The sequence below is a fragment of the Pedobacter sp. genome (assembly GCF_965279535.1).
Taxonomy (GTDB): Bacteria; Bacteroidota; Bacteroidia; order Sphingobacteriales; family Sphingobacteriaceae; genus Pedobacter.
On sequence record NZ_OZ257244.1, the window covers coordinates 3,137,405 to 3,155,337 of the forward strand.

Annotated in this window: 21 protein-coding genes; 7 read left to right on the plus strand and 14 right to left on the minus strand. The window is 39.1% G+C overall.

What is annotated here, in order from left to right:
* The 3 genes from ACQY77_RS12650 to ACQY77_RS12660 form a co-directional block, all read right to left on the minus strand.
* A complete protein-coding gene (locus tag ACQY77_RS12650) occupies positions 1-813 on the minus strand; it encodes a hypothetical protein (RefSeq protein ID WP_421941783.1) in 813 nt (270 codons plus the stop codon).
* 1 nt (position 814) lies between these two features.
* Positions 815-1,351 (minus strand): heavy-metal-associated domain-containing protein, encoded by a 537-nt coding sequence (locus tag ACQY77_RS12655; RefSeq protein ID WP_421941782.1) that lies wholly within the window; start codon positions 1,349-1,351, stop codon positions 815-817.
* Between the two features lie 103 nt (positions 1,352-1,454).
* Positions 1,455-1,856: an HYC_CC_PP family protein gene (locus tag ACQY77_RS12660; RefSeq protein WP_421941781.1), complete on the minus strand. Its 402-nt coding sequence runs from the start codon at positions 1,854-1,856 to the stop codon at positions 1,455-1,457.
* Between the two features lie 93 nt (positions 1,857-1,949).
* On the opposite strand from ACQY77_RS12660, the gene ACQY77_RS12665 reads away from it, so the two are divergent.
* From ACQY77_RS12665 to ACQY77_RS12675, 3 genes are all read left to right on the plus strand, one after another.
* Positions 1,950-2,678, plus strand: coding sequence for a peptidylprolyl isomerase (locus ACQY77_RS12665; protein WP_421941780.1), 729 nt, complete (start codon positions 1,950-1,952; stop codon positions 2,676-2,678).
* Positions 2,679-2,691: 13 nt separating this feature from the next.
* The gene (locus tag ACQY77_RS12670; RefSeq protein ID WP_421941779.1) at positions 2,692-3,459 is read left to right on the plus strand and encodes an exodeoxyribonuclease III; all 768 of its coding nucleotides are present in this window, start codon (positions 2,692-2,694) and stop codon (positions 3,457-3,459) included.
* Positions 3,460-3,674: 215 nt separating this feature from the next.
* Positions 3,675-4,679, plus strand: coding sequence for an arginase family protein (locus tag ACQY77_RS12675; RefSeq protein WP_421941778.1), 1,005 nt, complete (start codon positions 3,675-3,677; stop codon positions 4,677-4,679).
* On the opposite strand, the gene ACQY77_RS12680 is transcribed toward ACQY77_RS12675, so the two are convergent.
* From ACQY77_RS12680 to ACQY77_RS12725, 10 genes are all read right to left on the minus strand, one after another.
* Positions 4,674-4,832, minus strand: a complete 159-nt coding sequence (locus ACQY77_RS12680; protein ID WP_421941777.1) for a hypothetical protein — start codon at positions 4,830-4,832, stop codon at positions 4,674-4,676. The genes ACQY77_RS12675 and ACQY77_RS12680 overlap by 6 nt on opposite strands.
* Positions 4,833-4,837: 5 nt before the next feature.
* Complete coding sequence (locus tag ACQY77_RS12685) at positions 4,838-5,401, minus strand: 5-formyltetrahydrofolate cyclo-ligase (protein WP_421941776.1); 564 nt, start codon at positions 5,399-5,401, stop codon at positions 4,838-4,840.
* A 167-nt stretch (positions 5,402-5,568) separates the two neighbouring features.
* Entirely contained in the window at positions 5,569-6,129 is a 561-nt protein-coding gene (efp, locus tag ACQY77_RS12690; protein ID WP_090879891.1) for an elongation factor P, read from the minus strand.
* A 336-nt stretch (positions 6,130-6,465) separates the two neighbouring features.
* Positions 6,466-7,026, minus strand: coding sequence for an elongation factor P (gene efp / locus ACQY77_RS12695; RefSeq protein WP_421941775.1), 561 nt, complete (start codon positions 7,024-7,026; stop codon positions 6,466-6,468).
* Between the two features lie 390 nt (positions 7,027-7,416).
* On the minus strand, positions 7,417-8,031 hold the full coding sequence (locus ACQY77_RS12700) for an ABC transporter ATP-binding protein (RefSeq protein ID WP_421941774.1): 615 nt from the start codon (positions 8,029-8,031) through the stop codon (positions 7,417-7,419).
* Between the two features lie 4 nt (positions 8,032-8,035).
* The gene (locus ACQY77_RS12705; RefSeq protein ID WP_421941773.1) at positions 8,036-8,503 is read right to left on the minus strand and encodes a GNAT family N-acetyltransferase; all 468 of its coding nucleotides are present in this window, start codon (positions 8,501-8,503) and stop codon (positions 8,036-8,038) included.
* A 30-nt stretch (positions 8,504-8,533) separates the two neighbouring features.
* Positions 8,534-9,319 carry an acyl-ACP--UDP-N-acetylglucosamine O-acyltransferase gene (gene lpxA, locus ACQY77_RS12710; RefSeq protein ID WP_010599175.1) on the minus strand — a complete coding sequence of 262 codons (786 nt, stop codon included), beginning with the start codon at positions 9,317-9,319 and terminating at the stop codon, positions 8,534-8,536.
* Positions 9,319-10,731 carry a bifunctional UDP-3-O-[3-hydroxymyristoyl] N-acetylglucosamine deacetylase/3-hydroxyacyl-ACP dehydratase gene (locus ACQY77_RS12715; RefSeq protein WP_421941772.1) on the minus strand — a complete coding sequence of 471 codons (1,413 nt, stop codon included), beginning with the start codon at positions 10,729-10,731 and terminating at the stop codon, positions 9,319-9,321. Before ACQY77_RS12715 ends, lpxA begins: the two co-directional genes overlap by 1 nt.
* On the minus strand, positions 10,721-11,797 hold the full coding sequence (gene lpxD / locus ACQY77_RS12720; RefSeq protein ID WP_421941771.1) for a UDP-3-O-(3-hydroxymyristoyl)glucosamine N-acyltransferase: 1,077 nt from the start codon (positions 11,795-11,797) through the stop codon (positions 10,721-10,723). The genes ACQY77_RS12715 and lpxD overlap by 11 nt, the downstream gene beginning before the upstream one ends.
* Before the next feature lie 120 nt (positions 11,798-11,917).
* Positions 11,918-13,141, minus strand: coding sequence for an HD domain-containing protein (locus tag ACQY77_RS12725; protein ID WP_421941770.1), 1,224 nt, complete (start codon positions 13,139-13,141; stop codon positions 11,918-11,920).
* A 110-nt stretch (positions 13,142-13,251) separates the two neighbouring features.
* Between ACQY77_RS12725 and ACQY77_RS12730 the strand changes: the two genes are divergently transcribed.
* The 4 genes from ACQY77_RS12730 to ACQY77_RS12745 all read left to right on the plus strand — a co-directional run bounded on the left by ACQY77_RS12730 (position 13,252) and on the right by ACQY77_RS12745 (position 17,345).
* Positions 13,252-14,805 carry a PglZ domain-containing protein gene (locus ACQY77_RS12730; RefSeq protein WP_421941769.1) on the plus strand — a complete coding sequence of 518 codons (1,554 nt, stop codon included), beginning with the start codon at positions 13,252-13,254 and terminating at the stop codon, positions 14,803-14,805.
* A 126-nt stretch (positions 14,806-14,931) separates the two neighbouring features.
* On the plus strand, positions 14,932-15,348 hold the full coding sequence (tsaE, locus tag ACQY77_RS12735) for a tRNA (adenosine(37)-N6)-threonylcarbamoyltransferase complex ATPase subunit type 1 TsaE (protein WP_421941768.1): 417 nt from the start codon (positions 14,932-14,934) through the stop codon (positions 15,346-15,348).
* A gap of 73 nt (positions 15,349-15,421) precedes the next feature.
* Positions 15,422-16,651, plus strand: a complete 1,230-nt coding sequence (locus ACQY77_RS12740; protein ID WP_421941767.1) for an alanine dehydrogenase — start codon at positions 15,422-15,424, stop codon at positions 16,649-16,651.
* Between the two features lie 10 nt (positions 16,652-16,661).
* Entirely contained in the window at positions 16,662-17,345 is a 684-nt protein-coding gene (locus ACQY77_RS12745; RefSeq protein ID WP_421941766.1) for a M15 family metallopeptidase, read from the plus strand.
* On the opposite strand, the gene ACQY77_RS12750 is transcribed toward ACQY77_RS12745, so the two are convergent.
* Complete coding sequence (locus ACQY77_RS12750) at positions 17,340-17,840, minus strand: phosphoglycerate mutase family protein (RefSeq protein ID WP_421941765.1); 501 nt, start codon at positions 17,838-17,840, stop codon at positions 17,340-17,342. The genes ACQY77_RS12745 and ACQY77_RS12750 overlap by 6 nt on opposite strands.
* Positions 17,841-17,933 lie beyond the last annotated feature (93 nt).

A 17,933-nucleotide genomic window follows, 5' to 3' on the forward strand; every position in this document is an offset into this window, starting at 1 on the left:
CTATTTTAATACATTAAAGAAATTAAATTCTGCTCTAAGCAGGTACATATTTTTGGTGTAACGACCTTCCATATTTCCGGCGGCCTGGAAACGGTATCCTAAATCAATTCTGGTGGTACTGTTAATGATCATTTGCAAAGCAGGTGCAATATCTAAGTAAGATTGGCCACTGCCCGGATCTGTTTTTCCCAATAATTCCAGGTAAACGTTAAAATTGGGTTGCTTGTAATCTTTGTAAACCACAGGCAATACTAAATAACCTGAAGATAAACTATAAGAAAACATATTGCGGGGCTGAGGCATGCCGGCCTGTTGTCTATCTAAATTTTCAAAAGCGTGAGCATAACCCAAAGTACTCGAAAGAGCAAGTTTATGCAGTAACTGAGTGAAGATTAAGCCACCTTGTATCCCGCTGTTGTCCCCTTCCAAATTGATGTCATGGGTATATGTCGGACGTTTACTGGTGCTCACTCTCCCGAAGGCAGCAGCTCTGAAATGACTTTGAGCTTCATCTAAAGAAAGGAACCGGTACTTGGCATACAAACTACCACCTTCTAAACGATATTTTCCATCCATATCTGAAAGAAAGGCCTGTGCATGCATCATCAGGTTTTTATTAAAACCAAACATCACTTCCGGAATGGTCCTGCTTACAAAATCAGGGTTGTTAAACATGCCTTCATTTGTAATCCTTACTCCAATAGATTTGGTAGGCATATTACTCGCGGGCTCAGTAAAAACATAAAGTTCTTGTGCAAAGCCTTTGGTAAAGGTACTGAAACTGATCAGCACCAATACAATGATCCGTTTCATCTTAAGAAATAACTAAATGATAAATACGTGTTTTCTTACCATTCACTACTCCGGTTCCGTTTGTATACGCATCAGATTTAACAGAAGCAGACTGTTTTTTGAAAGAGGATCCTGAAATAAAGTCCTTATCTATTACACTGGCCTTAACTGTTCCGTTAAGGGTTTTATTTTTTGCATTAACAAAACGATATACAGTACCATCAACAACAGCCTGGCCTTTATCATCTACCTTAACCTGATCAAAGTTGAAGTTTGCAGTTAATCCACCAACTGAAAAACCAGCATCCTGAACTTTTTTGCGAACTAAATCCAGGTTGATGTTTTTGTCCTGTTTGAATGTTAAAACAAAGATGTTTTTGTTTAGATCAGGTTTTATAGAACTGATAAAATCAAGGGTTTGTAATGATTTTTGTGTGGCATTTGAGCACATTGAGCAAGTTAAACCTGTTACCTGTAAATCTGCTGTCGTAATTTTTTGAGCCGAAACACTAACGGCGAAGAAAAGCATTAGAATGCTGAATATTTTTAAAGTTTTCATGATTTTTTAGATTAGAATTAAATATTGAAACCATGGATATACATGATAATCGCATACCCAAAATAAAAGCAGAACAAGTTCTGGCAATTAAACCTGGTTGATCCTAATTTCTAAAAATGCAATTGAAAATGTGCAGTGATATTCGCGAAGATAAGGGCGGAGCCTTATTCTCGATTTTACCGAATAGCTGCGGCAAGATTCCTTTAACGAAATCTACAACAGGCGGATGAATGAAAACCTGAATAGAAAAAAGCTTTGGAAGTTCCGTTTTAGCCTCAATTTGATGGCTATCCTTCACTTTTACATTGAGCTGCGTATTTTTACAGCAGCCATCATCTTTCTTTTCGGCAGGAATTTCCTTACAGAATTTGCAGGAAACCTCATTACTGAAAAGTTTAACGTTGGCTAATTTTCCACCGCAGAAATGAAAACTCAAGGCCAAACCCATCACACTAACCGCGTAAAACACGGCTAAAGAAAGGGCTATTTTTTGTCTGAGTTTCATCTTTACAAAGGTAATGCAAAAATTATCGAATTACAGGCCTATTTATTTAATGAATTTCATTTTTTAACTTAATTTAGCCTCAAACACTGTTAAATGAAGAAATTAATCTTATTTATCTGCACCTTTTCGGTGCTGAATGCCTTTGCCGGGAAACCCAAAAATCAGTATATACGAATAAAAACAGCCTTTGGGGAGTGCATCGTTAAGCTTTATAATGAAACACCACTTCATCGCGATAATTTTTTAAAACTAACCAAAGAAGGATACTATAATGGTACGCTTTTCCATCGGGTAATTAAAGATTTTATGATTCAGGGAGGTGACCCCGATTCCAAAAATGCAAAGCCCGATTCCTTGCTGGGAGAGGGTGGGCCAAAATATACCATCCCCGCAGAATTTAACGATAGCCTGTTTCACAAAAAAGGGGTATTGGCGGCAGCAAGAGAAGGAGATCTGGTTAATCCGGCCAAAGCATCTAGCGGAAGCCAGTTTTACCTGGTTCAGGGAAAGGTATTTACCGAAGAACAGTTAAACAGTTTAGAAGCGAAGCGACTTAAATTTAAAATTCCAGACTGGCAACGTAAGGTTTACACCACAATAGGTGGAACACCTCATTTGGATCGAAACTATACGGTTTATGGAGAAGTTGTAGAAGGTTTGGAGCTGGTGGATAAGATTGCCGCATTTGAAACCAATAAAAACGACCGGCCAAAGCAGGATGTTAAAATGGAAATAAGCATTTTGAAGAAGCGGGAAATCAGAAAACTCGAAAAGAGGCTTATTCAACAATCGTTTAAAGATAAACTAATCATGAAATCTTAAGCGGGGACTAGAAATGAAGATTATCTCTTACAATGTGAATGGTATTCGCTCTGCGAGTACTAAGAATTTTTTTGGCTGGTTACAGGCAACCCAGGCAGATATGGTTTGTTTGCAGGAAGTTAAGGCCTTGCCTGTTCAAATTCCGGAAATTATTGCGCTGATAGAACAATTAGGCTATCACCATTACTGGTTTCCTGCAGAAAAGAAGGGATATAGCGGAGTGGCTATATTAACAAAAATAAAACCCAATCATGTTGAATATGGCTGTGGCGAGGAATGGATTGATCGGGAGGGCAGAATCTTAAGGGCAGATTTTGATGATTTCTCCTTAATGAGTTTGTATATGCCTTCGGGATCAAGCGGAGATGAACGGCAGTTGAAAAAATATGAATTTATGCGCTTCTTTGATGTTTATATTGGCAATTTGAGGCTGACATTCCCCAATTTGATTGTTAGTGGCGATTATAATATTTGCCACACCGCCATTGATATACACAATCCGAAATCTAATGCAAATTCATCAGGCTTTTTGCCAGAGGAAAGGGAATGGATGCAATTGTTTTTAGACAATGGTTTTATTGATACATTTCGCTACTTTAATAAAGATCCGCACCACTATACCTGGTGGAGTTTTAGGGCCGGCTCAAGGGGTAAAAACCTGGGCTGGCGAATCGATTATCATTTGGCAACACATCCAATGGAAGCAAGGTTAAAAAATGTTAAGATACTTCCGGATGCAGTGCACTCTGATCATTGTCCGGTTTTACTCGAGCTGGCTTGAGAAGGAAGAAAAGCATAAGGTTTAAAATAGATAAGCGAAAATCTTAACAATCCTAATTTCTTAATGTTGAACAAAGGATAAGGAGTTTCTTAATTCCACGAACAATAAGCTGGTGCAATAAAAATCAGGTAAATTGTAACATTAAGGCATTGCTGCTCGTTTTATTGGAGCACTGCTTGCAAACTAAAATAACAAAACACAAATCCTGAATGATAATGGATCGCTTTAAGATATATGCAAAAAATGATATAGACCCGCTTATTATCCGCCGAGATGGCGAGGTAAAATTGGGCGAAAGGGTAAGTTTGTGCCCTGGCAGCGAGTCCGGTTCATTATCTCAGGCATTAGAAAGTTTAGCGTTATCACCAGCAAAGTTTGTGCTTTTAGGTATTCCGGAAGATATCGGCGTTCGGGCCAATGGTGGGATTGCTGGTGCATCTTCTGCCTGGAAAACAAGTTTAACCGCTTTCCTGAATATTCAAAGTAATCGATTTTTAACTGGAACAAACTTACTGGTTCTGGGACATTTTGAAATCAGTGAACCACAGGCAGATGACCTGAATGCCTTAAGGAATAAGGTGGCCCAGATTGATGCCCTTGTTTATCCGGTTATTCAAAAGATTATAGCCACGGGCAAAATCCCAATTATAATAGGAGGGGGACATAACAATGCCTATCCGATAATTAAAGGGACTTCTGTAGCGTTAAAGAAAGCAATAGATGTATTAAATGTTGACGCTCATGCTGATTTACGTGATCAGGAAGGCAGACACAGTGGTAACGGATTTAGTTATGCCTTAGCTGATGGATATTTGGGTCATTATTTCATGTATGGTTTACATCAGAGCTATAATAACGAATCTATTTTATCACGAATTGAGCGAGACGAACGTTTACATGCGGCTTTTTTTGAAGATATTTTGGCTGGGATGGAAAACGAAAATTTTTGGGCTGCCTGGAAAGACAGAACGACAATAGGTTTGGAAATTGATCTGGATAGTATTCAAAACGTGCTTTCGAGTGCAGAAACACCTTCAGGGTTTACATCCAACGATGTTCGAAAATTGATTTTGACTACGGAGAATAAATTTGCCTACTTGCATATCAGCGAAGGTGCTACCAGGATGCTGGACGGCAGGGTGAGTAGGCTAACTTCTAAACTCATTGCTTATTTAATCAGTGATTTTGTTAAAAACCAAAGCGTTAATTACAACTTATAGATACTCGGCCTCGTACTTTTCGCCTGCTTTTAACATCAACTCGATCAGTTTTTTATCGCTATCGGTCAATTCTTCTTTTTCCTGAAGTTCAAATAGGGCAATCATGTTGTCTTCGTATTGTTTTTCTGTTTTGATAACGATTTCCTTTTCCATGATCTTTAAAAAGCTATAGTGTTAGTTGGGGTTAAGCATAGATCCAAACGGACATCATCTTCGTGGATATCATCGATTTTCTCTATTGCAGGAAACAAAGATACACCTATTTTTTGAGCATTTTTTAATGGTTGCAGAAAGCGGTCGTAAAAGCCTTTGCCATATCCCACGCGATATCCCTGCTGGTCGAAAGCCAGAAGGGGCACCAGGATCATCTCTATTTCACCATCATGTATTTTGCCTTTTTCTGGCTCAAGAATATTGTAAATGCTTTTTTTTAGATCGCCCTGACCCAGATATTCATGATTGGTGATTAAGGCTGTTTCAAAATCAGCTTTAGGAACAATAATTTTTATATTGGGATGATTTTGCCTAAGCCATTCGATAAATGGAAAAGTATCAGGTTCTTTTTTCTCGGTAATGGGAAGAAAGATATGTATGGTTTTGACGCCATTGAAGCCCAGCAACGTAAACTGACGGAGTAAGCCTTCGCAAGAAGCTTTATATTGCTCGTTGGTTAGCGAATTTCGTTGCTGCGTTGCAGCCTTCCTGATCTGATTTTTAAGCATAGTGTAAGTATTGTTTATTTAACAACAAGTGATGCTTCGGCTTGTTTTTAGCATTTATACGAAAACAAAAAGCCTTTGTTATTGAATCAAAGGCTTTTTATTTATTGAATAACGGAATGTTGAATGAGCGAATGGGTTTGCAGCTCATTCATCATCATTTATGCTGGTTATTTTACGCGTTCCACGTACTCACCGGTGCGGGTATCAATTTTGAGTTTGTCGCCAACATTTACAAACATAGGCACTTTAATTTCCACACCATTCTCAAGTGTTGCACTTTTTTGTGCATTAGTTGCGGTATCTGCTTTAACCGCAGGTTCTGAATAAGTAACTTCTAATTCAGTAAAATTAGGAAGTTGTGCCATAATCGGCTCTTCGCTTTCTACCGATACAATTACGCTCATTCCTTCTTTAAGGAATCTGATTGCCGGGCCAAACAAAGCCTTTTCTACATTGATTTGTTCGTAAGTTACATTGTCCATAACGACTAAATAATCGCCATCTTCATAAAGATATTGGTAATCGTTGGTTTCAACGCGGCAAATTTCTACCTGCTCGTCTGTATTCATTCGAGCCTCTACAATTTTACCTGTTTTTATGTTACGTAGTTTACCAACATAGAATGCGCCTCCTTTACCTGGAGTACGGTGGATAAACTCTTCTACGGTAACCAATTCGCCATTTAGGCGTAAGATATTTCCGTTTTTTACATCTGATGCTTTTGCCATAATAATAATCAAAGCGGCTTTTGGTTATCTCGCCGATTTTGGGTTTGGCAAAGGTAAAATTATTTTAATAAAAATACACGACCAATTTATGCCCCTGTTTCCGTGGCTCAAGGAACAGTTTCAATCATCAGCTATCTGATTAGTAATTAACTCGCATGACTGGCGCTAAAAACTATACCTCCACTAGACCGGCTTGCGCGGCCCCTCCTTAAAAAGTAGGGGGCTGGATCTCCAAATATGTATTGTGCCAGTATTTCATGTTCCGTGGTGCACAGAACAGTTTCAATAAAAAAAAGCCTTCCAGTTTTGCCGGAAGGCTTTGCTTTAGTTTCAATATTATTTTACCCTTTCAATATAATCTCCGGTACGGGTATCTACTTTAACCCTGTCGCCCAGGTTAACAAACATGGGTACTTTAATTTCTACACCCGTTTCTACAGTAGCATATTTCAGTGCACTGGTAGAGGTATCGCCCTTAACAGCAGGTTCGGTATAAGTAATTTCCAGTTCAACTGTATTTGGTGTTTGTGCCATAATAGGCTCATCGCTTTCGAATGCAATTACAACATTCATACCTTCTTTTAAGAATTTAATGGATGGACCAAAGAGTAATTTTGGGATATTGTATTGCTCAAAAGTATTGTTATCCATTACAACTAAGAAATCACCATCTTCATATAGGTATTGATAATCGCTGGTTTCGACACGGCAGATGGTAACCTCTTCATCGGTACGGAAACGGTATTCAACCAATTTGCCTGTTTTAACGTTTCTCATTTTGGCCTGATAAAAGGCCCTTAAGTTACCAGGGGTACGGTGTAAAAATTCTTCTACGCTTACCAATTCTCCGTTAAAACGAAGAACATTTCCTGTTTTCACTTCTGATGCTTTTGCCATGTTTTATCTTATAATCTTTTAGCTAATTAAGGATGCAAAGTTAAAAACTATTTTTAAAACATTTGTTGAGCAGAACTCCAGAATGATCTGGGGAAAGAAGAAAAACAGTAAAAAAGAAATGCCTTCGGGAACCACTCCGAAGGCATAATCAACCTAAACCTCAAACTAAACTATGAAAAAAATCTTTTACCTTTTCAGGTGTATATATTGTATCTACCGCAGTAGAGTTTTAATCAATCTTTAAAGAGAAAGTAATAATTTTTGTTCCCCTTTTTCGTGCCGCAAAGGTAAGAAGAATAATTGAAACTGGAAATAAATATTTAAAAAAATATTTTTAATACATTAAGATGACAAAGGGTTCGGAGTTTTGCCTTTTTGTATTGTTGTAACTTATTTGTAATCAGCTATTTGAAGTTGATTGTTGCAAAAGTCATATTCGTGTATTTGATTTGAACCAATTATGGTTAGCTTATTTTTAGCAAATTTCTTGATCAATTCATGGTACCAATCAATCCCTTGAACGTCTAAATTGCTGGTTGGTTCGTCTAAAAATAAGATTGGTGTATTGGCGCAGCAGGCCAAAGCAAGCTTCGTTCGCTGTTTCATCCCCGAAGAAAAGTACTTAATTTCCTTATTGGCCGATTTCTCCAAACCTAATATCGAAATTAACGTTTTGGCATCTACACCTGTTGCAAAGGGTTTAAATTTAAAATGAAAGTCGATAATCTCTCTGAGGGTAAAGGTTTCTACGAGCTCGAGATATGGTGCCGCCAGGCTAATATATTTATAGATATCTTCAACCGGGATTTCTCTATCCTCAAAAAAAATTATGTTCCCTTCTGAAGGGCTGAGGCTGCCTGTTAGGATACTGAGTAAGGTAGATTTACCTGAGCCATTTGGCCCTAATACCGCATAGCTATTTCCGGAAACAAACTCGGTACTGATGTTTCTGAAAATCCATTCTTTATTAAAACGCCTGCCAACATCCGCTAAATTAATCCTCATGTGCTTATCTGCTCTTAATTAATTCTTTTGACATGCATACACTATTTTCAACGCCGATGTATTGCCCGTAATTAGGCGTAATCTGATAGCCTGTTTTTTGATATAGTGCGATGGCTTCTGGCTGTTTTTTGCCCGTTTCGAGTACGCATTGCGTATGGTCCAATGCCTTTGCCCAGGTTTCCAGTTCGCCGAGTATCTGTGCGGCAATGCCTTGCTTTCTGTAGTCGGGATGAACGAACATTCTTTTCACTTCAACAGTTTGATCTGCAAAGGGTTTTATGGCGCCGCATCCAACCGGGATATCATGCAGGTAGGCAACAACCACTTCTTTAATAGCATCAACTTTGTTAAATTGTGCATAAAAAGTGTGGTCATCACCATCTCTAATGGCTAAATCTTTATCCAACAGAGCCACCAATGTTCTAAAATCGGTATTGTCTGAATGGGTTCTGATCAGCCTTAGGGTACTCATGTTATGGAATGATTTATACCATGGGTAAGCTTAGCTACCCATTCCGAAGCCTTTCATTACCCCGCGGTTAGAGTTGCGGATGAAATCTACAATTTCATCACGGATTTCCGTTGGTTTAAATTCGGCCTCGATCATGTCAAGTGCTTTAGTTACATTATTATGCTTTACGAAGAGTACACGGTAAATTTCCTGAATCTCGTCGATTTGTTCGTTTGTAAACCCTCTTCTGCGTAAGCCAACTGAATTGATTCCGGCATAAGAAAGGGGCTCGCGGGCGGCTTTAACATAAGGAGGCACGTCTTTACGAACCAGTGAACCACCAGTTACGAAAGCATAAGAACCCACTTTAACAAATTGATGAATGGCTACTAAACCGGCTAAAACCACATTGTTTCCAATGGTGATGTGGCCCGCCAAAGTAGTACTGTTAGAGAAAATACAGTTATTACCTACTTCACAATCATGAGCGATGTGCGAATAAGCCTGAATTAAGCAGTTGCTTCCAATAACGGTTTTCCATTTATCTTTTGTGCCCCGGTTAATGGTTACACACTCGCGGATAGTAGTGTTGTCGCCAATTTCGGCAGTGGTAACTTCTCCGGCAAATTTAAGATCCTGAGGTTCTCCAGAGATTACCGCTCCTGGAAAGATCCGGCAATTTTTGCCAATTCTTGCGCCATCCATGATGGTTACATTGGATCCGATCCATGTTCCCTCACCAATTACTACATCTTTGTGGATTACTACAAAAGGTTCGATGACCACATTTTCTGCAATTTTTGCCTGTGGATGTATATATGCTAATGGTTGTATCATTATTGAGCGGTTTCTGGTTGTTTAACTTTAGAGATTTGTGCCATCATTTCGGCTTCTACGACAATTTTTTCGCCAACCATTCCAACGCCTTTCATTTGAGCAATTCCCCTTCTGATAGGCTCGAGCAGGTCGCAGCGGAAAACAATGGTATCGCCCGGTAAAACCTGGGCCCTAAAGCGTACGTTATCTATTTTTAAGAAATAGGTTAAATAGTTTTGTGGATCCGGAACCGTACAAAGTACCAAAATTCCCCCCACCTGAGCCATGGCTTCAATTTGAATCACACCAGGAAAAACCGGCGCACCGGGGAAATGACCTTTGAAAAACTCCTCATTCATGGTTACGTTTTTAACGCCAACCACGTGGTTTTTAGATAGTTCTAGGATTTTATCTACAAAAAGGAAGGGCTGACGATGGGGTAAAATATCCATAATTTGCACGACATCCATAATTGGTTTTGCACTTGGGTCGTATACCTTTTGCACTTTCTTATTTTTTTCTTTTTTGATGGCAGCTTTGATTTTTTTAGCAAAAGCTACGTTAGCTGCGTGACCAGGACGTGCGGCCATAATGTGTCCTTTTAAGTGCATACCAACCAAAGCCAAATCGCCAATCATATCCAATAGTTTATGGCGGGCAGGTTCGTTTTGGTAGCGTAACTCCATGTTGTTCAGGATTCCCTGAGGAGCAACATCAATATCTTTACGGTTGAAAAGCTTGGCCAGGTGGTTCAGCTCATCTTTAGTTACTTCTTTATCAACAATTACAATTGCATTATTCAGATCGCCACCTTTAATCAGGTTATGTGATAACTGATATTCTAATTCGTGTAAAAAGCAGAAGGTACGGCAAGAGGCAATCTCTTTTTTAAACTCTGCTATGGTATTAATGCCAGCGTGCTGGCTTCCTAATACCGGTGAGTTATAATCAATCATGCAGGTAAAACGATAGTCGTCCAAAGGCATGGCAACAATCTCTACTTTTCTATCTGCTTCGGTATAAGTGATGTTATGAGGAATAGTGAAATACTCCCGATCTGCATTTTGCTCTTCAGCACCTGCTTCTTCTAACAGATCTATGAACTGGATTGAGCTCCCATCCATAATAGGGGTTTCGGGTCCATCCAATTTTATCAAAACGTTGTCAAGATCCATACCGATCAAAGAAGCCATAACGTGCTCAACCGTACTTACGCTGGCGCCATTTTGGGTAATGGTAGTCCCTCTGGAAGTATCGGTAACATTGTCTGCATCAGCATCAATAATCGGCTGACCATCTAAATCTGTACGTTGAAATTTGAAGCCATGATTTTCTGGTGCGGGGCAAAAGGTAAGGGTAACATTTGCACCCGTGTGTAAACCTACTCCAGATGCAGAGATTTCTCTTTTAATCGTTTTTTGTCTAACGTTCATTGTGTAATGTATTCTTTTCCAGTTCAGCTGTGAGCCTTTTCAATTCTTGTTCGAGTGCATTTATTCTTTTTTCTACATCGGGAAGGTGCTTAAAAATAACCGAAGCACGCATCCAGTTGCGTAAAGGCTGAGCGGGGCTGCCATGCCATTGTTTGTCTTCTTCTGTAATATTGAAATTAATCCCGGCCTGGGCACCAATTTGGGTTCCTTTAGCCAGACTTAAATGACCAGCTATTCCTACCTGTCCGCCAATAACGCTGTTCGGGCCGATTTTGGTGCTTCCGGAGATGCCAGATTGAGCGGCTAAAACCGTGTTTTCGCCAATTTCGACATTATGAGCCACCTGAATGAGGTTGTCCATTTTTACACCTTTTTTGATGATGCTGGACCCCATTGTCGCCCGATCGATAGTGGTATTGGCACCAATTTCTACATCATCTTCAATGATTACGTTGCCAATTTGAGGGATTTTATTGTATGTGCCATCCTTTTGTGGGGCAAAGCCAAAACCATCGCTGCCAATTACAGTGTTGGCATGAATAATTACCCGATCGCCAATTTGCGAATTGTGGTAAATTTTTACCCCTGGAAAAAACACACAGTTTTCACCAATTTTACTGTTTGCACCGATATAGGTTTGCGTGTTGATTTTACTATTGTCGCCAACAATTACATTTTCTGCTACATAGGCAAAGGCATCAATAAATACATTTTTACCAATTAGAGCCGTTGGATGAACATAAGCCTGTTTATCTATGCCGGATTGGCTATCCTGGGCATTTACCGCTTCGTTATATTTATCTAAGAGAATGGTAAACGCACTGTAGGGGTTTTCAACACGAATTAATGTGCTGGTGTATTTTTGTGTTGGGGCAAAATCTTGAGATACAATAACAGCCGAAGCCTGAGTAGAATACAAAAAGTTTTCATATTTAGGGTTCGACAGAAAGGATAATGAACCCTTTTTCCCATCTTCTATCTTAGAAAGTTCTGTAACAGCAACATCAGGGTCACCATCAATGGTACCGTTTAAAAACTCGCTTATCTGCTTGGCAGTAAATTGCATCGTACAAAGGTATATGTTAAATTGATATGAACAAAAAAACCTACAAAGGTTATTTAATGTGTGTGCTGCAATAATAAGACTTACAACGGGCTTGAAAGTCAATTATTTTGTTAAAAAAGCTTAAATCCCTCTGGGGTAGCATAGAATATATTTTTCTACGGTTTTCTGCAACGATTCCAGATTGGATAAATCTGAAGCCTTGGCAATATCTACAATATCGTTATTTTTCATCAATATTTTGATATTACCTACGCCTGCGTTGTAGGCCCTGTTCTGTATGGAATCGGCAAAAACAAAGTATTTAGCTTCCTCGTCGGTGATATCTAACAAATCTACAACTGCAGCTTTTAAAAAAGCAATTCTATCTTCATCCGTTCTTTGGTTACTCATTTCTACTTTATACAGATTGCGTGAAGTAAGCATTTTGCAGAGGGTAGAAAGGATTTTATCAGGATGTTGTACCCACACTTTTACTGCGGCGTAAATATCCTGGTCATCGAGATTGGTAAAATGAGTTAAATTTTCCTGCTGGCTAAAAAAGTTCTTTTCGTTAATGTTGTGCTTCAGAAAATGATTTAATGATGGAGCAGCAAATAAATCTTCGCCCCTGGCCGATAAATCTTTTGCCCTTTCCAGTAGTTTTACCAGGATCATTTCTCCGGCAATAACCGTTTTATGTAAATAAACCTGCCAATACATCAGCCTTCGGGCGATTAAAAATTTTTCAATAGAATAGATACCCTTTTCTTCGATCACCAGATCATCATCAAACACATTGAACATTTTGATAATTCTATCGAAACTGATTACCCCTTCACTCACCCCCGTAAAAAAGCTATCCCTGTTGAGGTAGTCCATTCTGTCCAGATCGAGCTGACCAGAAATCAACTGGTGAAGGAATTTTTTAGGGTAGGTACCATTGAAAATCTCGATGGCATGGGTTAGTTTTCCCTCAAAATGATCATTGAGTTCTTGCATGAGTTTCATCGAAATATCTTCATGGCGAATACCCGTAACCAATGAGTGCTCTAAAGCATGAGAAAAAGGCCCGTGTCCTATATCGTGGAGCAAAATGGCTAATATGGCAGCTTCTTCTTCGCCTTCGGTAATATGATGTCCTTTGCTGCGCAAAATTTCTACTGCAAGTCCCATCAGGTGCATGGCGCCTAAAGCGTGATGAAAACGCGTATGTAAAGCTCCGGGATATACCAGATGGGTCATTCCAAGCTGCTTAATGTAACGCAGACGCTGAAAATACGGATGCGATATCACATCGTAAACCAATGCAGACGGAATACTGATAAACCCATATACAGGGTCGTTTATGATTTTCTTCTTGTTCAATCGTTAAAAATAGTTAAATAGCCAGATACGGTACAAAAATTGCTATTTTTATTTATAGTTTAATTCACCTGCCCAAAAATAAAGGCAGTACACCCTATTTTTACATAAACATGCAAGAAACCAAGATATTGTGGGCCGATGACGAAATCGACCTATTAAAACCTCATATATTATTATTAAATGATAAAGGATATAGCGTTGATACCTACACTAATGGGAATGATGCGTTAGAGGCGTTTGGTAAAGCACATTTTGATCTGGTTTTTTTGGATGAAAATATGCCTGGAATGAGTGGTATTGAAACGCTTTCAGCAATTAAAAACCTGAATCCGGATGTACCTGTGGTTTTAATTACCAAGAGTGAGGAAGAAAATTTAATGGAAGATGCCATCGGCAGTAAGATTGATGATTATCTCATTAAGCCTGTTAACCCTAAGCAGGTACTTTTAACCATTAAGAAACTTATAGACAATAAGCGACTGGTAAGTGAGAAGACTTCTATGGCTTATCAGCAGGATTTCAGACGACTGGGGATGACCCTGAGTGATCGTTTAAATTATGAAGAATGGGTTGAGGTATATAAAAAAATCGTTTTCTGGGAGCTTGAGCTCGAAAAGCTTGATGACCCACAGATGCATGAGATTTTGACCATGCAAAAGCAGGAAGCAAATACCCAGTTTTCTAAATTTATAGAAGAGCATTACCTGGGATGGATTAAAGAAAAGGATAAAGCCCCTTTACTTTCTAACGAATTGATGAAAAAGAAGGTTTTTCCGCACATCAATGATACTACTCCAGTGTTTTTCATCCTGATCGATAATCTTCGTTATGATCAGTGGAAGATCATTAACCCTTTAATTACAGAGTTTTTCCGCATTGATGAGGAAGATATGTATACCAGTATTTTGCCAACGGCAACACAGTATGCGCGTAATGCTATCTTTTCGGGGCTAATGCCGCTTGATATGGAAAAACGTTTCCCGCAGTTGTGGCAAAATGATGATGATGAAGGCGGTAAAAACCTGCATGAAGAAGCATTTTTAGCCGATCAGATTAAAAGGAGCCTGCGTAAAGATTGTAAATTCAGTTACAATAAAATTTTAACTTTCGAACAAGGAAAGGATTTGGTTGATCAAACCAACAATCTTTTAACGAACGATTTTAATGCCATTGTTTTCAACTTTGTTGATATGCTTAGCCATGCCAGAACCGATATGCAAATGATTCGTGAGTTGGCCAATGATGATGCAGCGTACCGTTCGTTAACACTTTCGTGGTTTGAGCACTCCCCGCTGTTCGACTTGCTGAAAAAGATTTCCCAAAAACAGGTTAAAGTGATTATTACCACTGATCACGGTACCATTCGGGTAAAAAAACCAGTGAAAGTGATAGGTGATAGAAGCACCAATACCAATTTAAGATACAAACAGGGCAGAAACCTGAATTTTAATGCCAAAGAGGTTTTCCTGATTAAAAACCCGCACGATGCTTTATTGCCTAAAGTAAATATCAGCAGCAGTTATATTTTTGCCCGGGAGGATAGCTATTTTGTTTATCCGAATAACTACAATCAGTTTGTTAACTATTACAATGAGACTTTCCAACATGGAGGGATTTCACTGGAAGAGATGATTATTCCGGTGGTCACTTATTCGCCAAGGTAAGTTAATTGTTGAATGATTCAATGATTGAGTGAGAGGATGGAGCTGAATTGAATGCGGTAAGGAACTCCTGAAATTAGGGCAAAAGCAATGCATTTTATGTATTACTTTTGCCTTTATTGTTTTAAAATGGAAATACAAGTAAATAGCCTTTCAGATTTACTAGGCGCTGCGCAAAAATTAATTGATTTTGCAGGGGATCAAAAGATCTTCATTTTTGAAGGCCATATGGGTGCTGGCAAAACAACTTTCATAAAAGCTTTTTGCCAGGCATTGGGTGTAAATGAAGTGGTTTCGAGCCCAACATATTCTATCGTAAATGAGTACCCGAGTGAACGGGGAGATATTTTTCACTTTGACTTTTACCGCATTAAAGATATTCGTGAAGCTTATGATTTAGGCTATGAAGAATACTTTTACGGGGGCGGGATTTGCTTAATTGAATGGCCAGAAAGAGTAGAAGAACTCTTGCCAGCGGATTATGTCAAAGTAGAGATTAAGGCGACAGGTGAAAGCCGGAGGGTATTTAAATTTTCAAAGGCCTAGGATTTAATTACCAGTATTTTAACAGATTTTTCGTATCTTGAACAACCTAAAACTAAAGACATTATACTAAAACATGGCTACAGGATTACGCGAAGGAATGGCCGACATAGCTCGTCAGGGTTTACTGCAAACACAGGAAGCCATGCTCGAAACCCGAAACCGGAAGAACAGCTTGAACATTGGAATCCCTAAAGAAATTTCTTTTCAAGAGAACCGGATTGCACTAACCCCGCTTTCTGTTGCACTTTTGGTTAACAATGGCCATAAGGTAGTTTTAGAGAGTGGTGCAGGTACCGCTGCCAACTTTTCCGATTCAGAATATGCAGAGCAAGGGGCAAAAATTGCTTATGATAAAAAGGAAGTTTTTGCTTCTGATATCCTGGTGAAAATTGCGCCACCCACTTTAGAAGAAATTGAATTGATGCATAAAGGTCAAACCTTAATTTCATCTTTACAAACCGGAACGCTTAAGCAAGAATACCTTAAGGCACTTATGCATAAAAAGATTAATGCCTTGTGTTTTGAGCGACTGCGCGATGAAGGCAATGTGCTAAGTGTGGTGCGGGCCATGAGCGAAATTGTAGGTTCTACCTCTATATTGATTGCAGCCGAATATTTGAGTAACGTAACCGGAGGAAAGGGCCTAATGCTGGGTGGTTTTACAGGGGTACCTCCAACAGAAATCGTTATTTTAGGTGCAGGAACTGTAGGAGAGTATGCCGCAAGAACTGCATTGGCTTTGGGAGCAGAAGTAAAGGTTTTTGATAGCTCGATTTATCGGTTAAGGCGTTTACAAAATAACCTGGGCAGCAGCAGGGTTTTTACTTCAGTAATGCAGCCCATTGTTTTAAACAAAGCCATTGTTACCTGCGATGTGGTTATTGGCGCTATCAGGGCCAGTCACGGAAGAAGCCCTTGTATTGTAATGGAGGAAACAGTGGCTAAAATGAAACCACATTCCGTTGTTATTGATGTGAGTATAGACCAGGGCGGATGCTTTGAAACTTCAGAAGTAACCAACCATACCAATCCGGTTTTTAGAAAATATGATGTGATTCACTATTGTGTGCCAAATATCGCATCCAGGGTTCCACGAACAGCATCTTATGCTTTAACAAATATATTTGCACCTATTTTAATCGACATTGGTGAATATGGAGGTTTGACCAATATGATTTGGAATAATCCTGGCATTCGCGAAGCTTTATACATCTTTCAGGGCAATGTAACCAATAAGGATTTATCTGATATGTTTAATCTGCCGTTCAAAGATCTGGAGTTGTTGGTACTTTCGAATCAATAGTATTGCTGATATGAGATATCTGATTTTTTTATCGCTGGTTTTTACAGGTTGCACATCATTTGCTCAAGAACAAATCAAGGCAACTCCCAAGCTGGTGGTTGTAAATTCATACAAACAGTACGTGGCTTCTGTAAAAGCTAATCCAAATAATGAATTGGTGGAGATTAAAAAAGCAATTCCTTCCATAAAACTGGATATTCGTTACGCTACAAGGAACAATTTTATGCAACAGGTTATGTACAAACAGGCCCGGGCATTTGCGCGTAAACCTGTGGTAGAATCCCTGAAAAAGATCCAAAAGGAGCTGGCTAAAAAGGGTTATGGACTTAAAATCTTCGACGGCTATCGTCCATATACCATTACTGTTGCGTTTTACCAAAAAGCAAGTGATAAAAACTTTGTTGCAAACCCGGCAAAGGGTTCTAAACATAATCGGGGATGCGCTATCGATTTAACGCTAATTGACCTTAAAACGGGTAAAGAATTGGAGATGCCAACCCCTTACGATAGCTTTTCTTCCGCCGCTGCTGCAAAGTATGAGGCGGTTTCAGCCGAAGCCAAAAAAAATCGGGATTATCTGATTGCCGTTATGGGAAAATATCATTTAAAAGTGCTGGATAATGAATGGTGGCACTACGATTTTACGGGTTGGCAACAATATAACCTTATGGATATTCCTTTCGAAAGGCTATAGGTGATGTGGCCTGCCGTATTGATCCATTTTTACCTTTCCTTTATCGCCTTTTACCGTTAAATGAAAGATATAGTCATAATCATCGTCGGTTAACTCCTCCTTAGGTTTTTTTGCGCCAAAAGCGGCTATTATTTCCAATACGGTGTTGGAGTGACCTGCAATCATTACTGTTTTACCCACATAGTTGGTTTTTATTTGCTCAACCAAAGATGGAATATCTTTGTAATCTACCACTTTCGGGATGATCAATGAGTCTAATGTTTGGTGTGTTCTTTTGGTTGGCGTTGCAAAAGCAACATCAAATTTAACCTTTTTAAGGTAGGTAGCCAGGTCGCCTGCTCTTATTCTGCCTTCATCAGATAGGTTAGGGTCTTTATCTTCAGGATTGGTTTTATCTTTTTCTGCATGGCGAACAATCCAGATTTCGGTGGTTTGAGCCAAAGTTATTTGTGTAAAGAGAAACGTTATGCTTAAGAATAAGATCAGTTTTTTCATGGTATAAATATTCAAAAAAAATATGGTAAACGCTAAGAATATTACTTCTGCGCTGAGCTTGCAAATATTTTACCATTGAGTTAAAGGAAATAA

Coding starts and splice junctions, on each gene's coding strand:
- efp (WP_421941775.1), bottom strand. CDS start 7,026: ATGGCAAAAGCATCAGAAGTGAAAACAGGAAATGTTCTTCGTTTTAAC.
- ACQY77_RS12740 (WP_421941767.1), top strand. CDS start 15,422: ATGGCTACAGGATTACGCGAAGGAATGGCCGACATAGCTCGTCAGGGT.
- efp (WP_090879891.1), bottom strand. CDS start 6,129: ATGGCAAAAGCATCAGATGTAAAAAACGGAAATATCTTACGCCTAAAT.
- ACQY77_RS12750 (WP_421941765.1), bottom strand. CDS start 17,840: ATGAAAAAACTGATCTTATTCTTAAGCATAACGTTTCTCTTTACACAA.
- ACQY77_RS12745 (WP_421941766.1), top strand. CDS start 16,662: ATGAGATATCTGATTTTTTTATCGCTGGTTTTTACAGGTTGCACATCA.
- tsaE (WP_421941768.1), top strand. CDS start 14,932: ATGGAAATACAAGTAAATAGCCTTTCAGATTTACTAGGCGCTGCGCAA.
- ACQY77_RS12730 (WP_421941769.1), top strand. CDS start 13,252: ATGCAAGAAACCAAGATATTGTGGGCCGATGACGAAATCGACCTATTA.
- lpxD (WP_421941771.1), bottom strand. CDS start 11,797: ATGCAATTTACTGCCAAGCAGATAAGCGAGTTTTTAAACGGTACCATT.
- ACQY77_RS12715 (WP_421941772.1), bottom strand. CDS start 10,731: ATGAACGTTAGACAAAAAACGATTAAAAGAGAAATCTCTGCATCTGGA.
- ACQY77_RS12685 (WP_421941776.1), bottom strand. CDS start 5,401: ATGCTTAAAAATCAGATCAGGAAGGCTGCAACGCAGCAACGAAATTCG.
- lpxA (WP_010599175.1), bottom strand. CDS start 9,319: ATGATACAACCATTAGCATATATACATCCACAGGCAAAAATTGCAGAA.
- ACQY77_RS12705 (WP_421941773.1), bottom strand. CDS start 8,503: ATGAGTACCCTAAGGCTGATCAGAACCCATTCAGACAATACCGATTTT.
- ACQY77_RS12670 (WP_421941779.1), top strand. CDS start 2,692: ATGAAGATTATCTCTTACAATGTGAATGGTATTCGCTCTGCGAGTACT.
- ACQY77_RS12680 (WP_421941777.1), bottom strand. CDS start 4,832: ATGGAAAAGGAAATCGTTATCAAAACAGAAAAACAATACGAAGACAAC.
- ACQY77_RS12655 (WP_421941782.1), bottom strand. CDS start 1,351: ATGAAAACTTTAAAAATATTCAGCATTCTAATGCTTTTCTTCGCCGTT.
- ACQY77_RS12675 (WP_421941778.1), top strand. CDS start 3,675: ATGGATCGCTTTAAGATATATGCAAAAAATGATATAGACCCGCTTATT.
- ACQY77_RS12650 (WP_421941783.1), bottom strand. CDS start 813: ATGAAACGGATCATTGTATTGGTGCTGATCAGTTTCAGTACCTTTACC.
- ACQY77_RS12700 (WP_421941774.1), bottom strand. CDS start 8,031: ATGAGGATTAATTTAGCGGATGTTGGCAGGCGTTTTAATAAAGAATGG.
- ACQY77_RS12660 (WP_421941781.1), bottom strand. CDS start 1,856: ATGAAACTCAGACAAAAAATAGCCCTTTCTTTAGCCGTGTTTTACGCG.
- ACQY77_RS12665 (WP_421941780.1), top strand. CDS start 1,950: ATGAAGAAATTAATCTTATTTATCTGCACCTTTTCGGTGCTGAATGCC.